3 protein-coding genes and 1 pseudogene are annotated in these 4,001 nt (G+C 69.0%); 3 read left to right on the top strand and 1 reads right to left on the bottom strand.

Translation table 11 applies throughout. The features are described from left to right. The 3 genes and pseudogenes from ABDW21_RS16515 to rfbC all read left to right on the top strand — a co-directional run. Positions 1-609 (top strand): annotated as a pseudogene (locus tag ABDW21_RS16515) (LLM class F420-dependent oxidoreductase); the annotation flags it as partial. Between the two features lie 27 nt (positions 610-636). Continuing rightward, positions 637-1,632, top strand: coding sequence for a dTDP-glucose 4,6-dehydratase (gene rfbB, locus ABDW21_RS16510; RefSeq protein ID WP_343603142.1), 996 nt, complete (start codon positions 637-639; stop codon positions 1,630-1,632). Continuing rightward, positions 1,629-2,234 carry a dTDP-4-dehydrorhamnose 3,5-epimerase gene (gene rfbC / locus ABDW21_RS16505; protein ID WP_343603140.1) on the top strand — a complete coding sequence of 202 codons (606 nt, stop codon included), beginning with the start codon at positions 1,629-1,631 and terminating at the stop codon, positions 2,232-2,234. The genes rfbB and rfbC overlap by 4 nt, the downstream gene beginning before the upstream one ends. A 54-nt stretch (positions 2,235-2,288) precedes the next feature. On the opposite strand, the gene ABDW21_RS16500 is transcribed toward rfbC, so the two are convergent. After that, the gene (locus ABDW21_RS16500; RefSeq protein WP_343603138.1) at positions 2,289-3,701 is read right to left on the bottom strand and encodes a wax ester/triacylglycerol synthase family O-acyltransferase; all 1,413 of its coding nucleotides are present in this window, start codon (positions 3,699-3,701) and stop codon (positions 2,289-2,291) included. Between the last annotated feature and the right edge of the window lie 300 nt (positions 3,702-4,001).

Here is a 4,001-nt window from a genome sequence, read left to right as displayed (position 1 = left end):
CCCTCGGCTACGGCGCGGTCTGGGTGGGCGGCTCGCCGCGGCCGAACTGGACTGGGTGGAGCCCATCCTCGCGCAGACGACCACGCTGCAGGTGGCGACCGGGATCGTCAACATCGGGACGGCCGCGGCCGAACCGGTCGCCGGGTCGTTCCATCGCATCGACGGCGCCTCCCGGGCCGCTTTCTGCTGGGCGTCGGCCTGGGCCGGGAGCCCTACGACGCGATGGGGGCCTATCTCGACCGGCTCGACGACTACCTGGTGCCCGCCCATCGCCTGGTGCTGGCCGCGCTCGGCCCGCGGATGCTGAAGCTCGCGGCGCGGCGCAGCGCCAGCGCTCATCCGTACCTGACCACACCGGAGCACACCGCCCAGGCCCGCCAACTGGTGGGCGACACGGTGTTTTTGGCACCCGAACACAAGGTGTTGCTCAGCACCGACGCCGTCGTGGCCTACGGCACCCCGGATCAGATCGCCGCGCACCTGGACCAGCATCTGCAAGCCGGCGCCGATCACGTGGCAATCCAGGTGCTGGGCGGTTCGAACGAGGAGGAACTGGTGAGCGCGCTGAGCACATTGGCGCATCCACTGGGACTCACCCCCGCGAGCTGAGCACCCGGCACGCTCTAGGGTGTGACCATGCGGCTGCTGGTCACCGGCGGCGCCGGCTTCATCGGCGCGAACTTCGTGCACACCGCCGTGCGAGAACATCCCGACGATAAGGTGACGGTGCTCGACGCCTTCACCTACGCCGGCAGCCGTGAATCCCTGGGGCCGGTCGAACACGACATCAGGCTGGTCGAGGGCGACGTGACCGACGCCGACCTGGTCTCGGCGCTGGTCGCCGAGTCTGATGCGGTGGTGCACTTCGCGGCGGAAACCCACGTCGACAACGCACTGGCCGACCCGGCCCCGTTCCTGCGCGCCAACGTGATCGGCACGTTCACCGTCCTGGAGGCCGTCCGGCGGCACGGCGTGCGGCTGCACCATGTCTCCACCGACGAGGTCTACGGCGACCTCGCGCTCGACGACCCGCAGCGGTTCACCGAGTCCACCCCCTACAACCCGTCGAGTCCGTACTCGTCGACCAAAGCCGCCGCCGACGTGCTGGTTCGGTCCTGGGTGCGGTCTTACGGTGTGCGCGCGACGATCTCGAACTGTTCCAACAACTACGGTCCGTATCAGCATGTGGAGAAGTTCATCCCCCGCCAGATCACCAACGTGCTCACCGGGCGGCGGCCGAAGTTGTACGGCGCCGGCAAGAATGTGCGTGACTGGATCCACGTCGACGATCACAACGACGCGGTCCGGCGGATCCTCGAGCAGGGCCGGCACGGCCGCACCTACTTGATCGGCGCCGAGGGCGAGCGCGACAACCTCTGCGTTCTGCGCACGCTGCTGGCGATGATGGGCCGCGACCCCGACGACTTCGACCGCGTTCCCGACCGCGCCGGCCACGACCTGCGCTACGCCATCGACCCATCCATGCTGTACAGCGAATTATGTTGGGCGCCAAAACATACCGATTTCGAAGAAGGCCTGCGGGCGACCATCGAGTGGTATCGCGCCAACGAATCGTGGTGGGGTCCGCTGAAAGACGCCGTGGAGGCCCGCTACGAGGAGCGCGGCCAGTGACCGCCCGCGAGCTCGACATCGCCGGTGCGTGGGAGATCACGCCACGGCTGAACTCCGATCCACGCGGCCTGTTCTTCGAGTGGCTCACCGACCGCGAGTTCACCGCGTTCGCCGGCCACCGTCTGGATGTCCGGCAGGCCAACTGCTCGGTGTCGTCCGCCGGTGTGCTGCGCGGCTTGCACTTCGCGGAGCTGCCACCGAGCCAGGCCAAGTACGTGACGTGCCTGTCCGGTTCGGTTTTCGACGTCGTGGCCGACATCCGCTTGGGCTCGCCGACTTTCGGGCAATGGGTCTCGGTGCTGCTCGACGACCGAGAGCACCGATCGGTCTACATATCGGAGGGTCTTGCACATGGTTTCTATGCGCTGCAAGACAATTCGACAGTGATGTACTTGTGTTCGTCGGAATACAGCCCGCAGCGAGAACATACGATTCGCGCCACCGACCCCGCGCTGGCGATAGCATGGCCGCACGAACACGGCGGACCGATTCTGTCCGAGCGCGACGCAGTGGCGCCGACACTGGCGGAGGTCGGTGCGGCGGGCCTGCTGCCTACGTGGGAAGAGACCCGGGCGTTCACCGCCGATCTGCGCGGCGCCTGACCGCCGCTGCCCCGCGGGTGGGGTCGCGGACCGGCCTCGCTGGGTCCGGTCGCCTCAGGCGGTCACCAGACTCGGACCGCGGCGCTCACGCGCGGGCTGGCGTCTCGTGCTGCGGGCCACCAGCCTGGCCACCGCGACGGGCACCCCGCGGGCCAGCTCGTCGATGTCGGGCACGGCGTCGAAGTCGGCGAGGATACCGAAGTACAAATCGTCGCCGTAGCTGAGCATCGCCACCCCGGTCCGCAGTTGCATCGCGATCGGCGGAATCGGCATCACCCCGGTCACCGGGCAGCCCATGATCGTCAGCGGCTCACGCGGGCCCGGGACGTTCGTCGTCAAAGTCACCACGCCGCGCTGCGGCAGCCGGGTCAACAGCCGCACCGTCGCGGCCGCCAGGGGGAACGGGATCATGCTGCTCATCGAGAACAGGCTGCTGACGGCCTGGCGTTGCCCGGTGACCTTAGTCCGGGAAAGCCGGGCGTGCACCGCCCGCAACCGCGCGACGGGGTTCTTCTCCTCGACGGGCAGATAGGGCAGCATCACCGACACCCGGTTGTCGGTCGTCGCGAAGGCGTCGGTGGAGCGCATCGACACCGGGACCAGGGTGCGCAGCGACTCCGGCGCCGGTTTCTCGCCCCGGCGGGTCAGCAGCGCGCGATAGCTTTCGGTGATCGCGGCCAGGGCGACGTCGTTGATCGTGACGTCGAATGCGTCGCACACCTGCCGGACATCGGCAAGCGACACCCGCGCCGCGCTGTAGCGGCGCAGGCTGCCGATCGGCCCGTTCAGCGGCGACCCCGCCGGCCGCAGCAGGCCGGCGGTCAGCTCGGCGGTGCCACGCGCCGCCGTCAGCGCCGCCTTCACCACGGCCGCCGGTGCACCGAACAGACCGCTCACCCAGGCCATCGGGTCGACAGTGCCCGGCGTCGGCCTCGCCGGGCCGGGCCGCGACCGGTGGGCGTGCGCGGCCCGGATGTCGCCGGCGAAGCTGTCACCGACGACGCGGTCGGACAGCCCGGCGAGCATGTGGGCGGTGGCGATGCCGTCGGCGATGCAGTGGTGGACTTTCATCAGCATCGCCCACCGGTCGCCGGGTAGGCCCTCGATGACCCAGATCTCCCAGAGTGGGCGGCTGCGGTCCAGCCGCAACGCCATCACGTCGGCAACCAACTGGTATAGCTCCCGGTCTTCGCCGGGCCGGGGCAGCGCGACGCGCCGCAGGTGGTGGGCGATGTCGAAACTGTCGTCATCGACCCACTCGGGGGCGCCCAGGTCGAGCGGGCGCCGGCGCAGCCGCTGCGCCAACCGCGGGCAGCCGCCGATCCGGGCGGCCAGCGTCGGCATCAGCGAATCGTGGTCGGGCATCGGCCCGTCGAGCACCACCACACCGCCGATCGCGAGACTGACGTTGCGGTCGGAGTCCTCGGCGTGCAAGAAGCACGCGTCGAGAGTCGTCAAGTGCTGCACGGTCGTTGCCCTCCAACGGATTGCCGGCTGCACCCAGATTGCCGGTTGCACCCAGATTGCCGGTTGCACCCAGATTGCCGGTTGCACCCTTGAGGATCCGCCGCCCGATCGCGTCGACAGTAGGGCCGGAAGTCCCGAATAGCGGGATCCGCGCCGGCAGGCGGCACGGGTGAACACCGGCAGTAGCCGGCGGACCCGCCGTCGTCTAGAGTTTATTTAACTGGTAATTGTCAGAACAATCAGTCGGACGCCGACGTCACGACCACGGGGCCTGCGAGACGAAGGAGGCGGTCGGTTTGA

The organism is Mycobacterium sp., assembly GCF_039583805.1.
Lineage (GTDB): Bacteria > Actinomycetota > Actinomycetes > Mycobacteriales > Mycobacteriaceae > Mycobacterium.
This window is presented reverse-complemented; position numbering and strand designations above follow the sequence as displayed.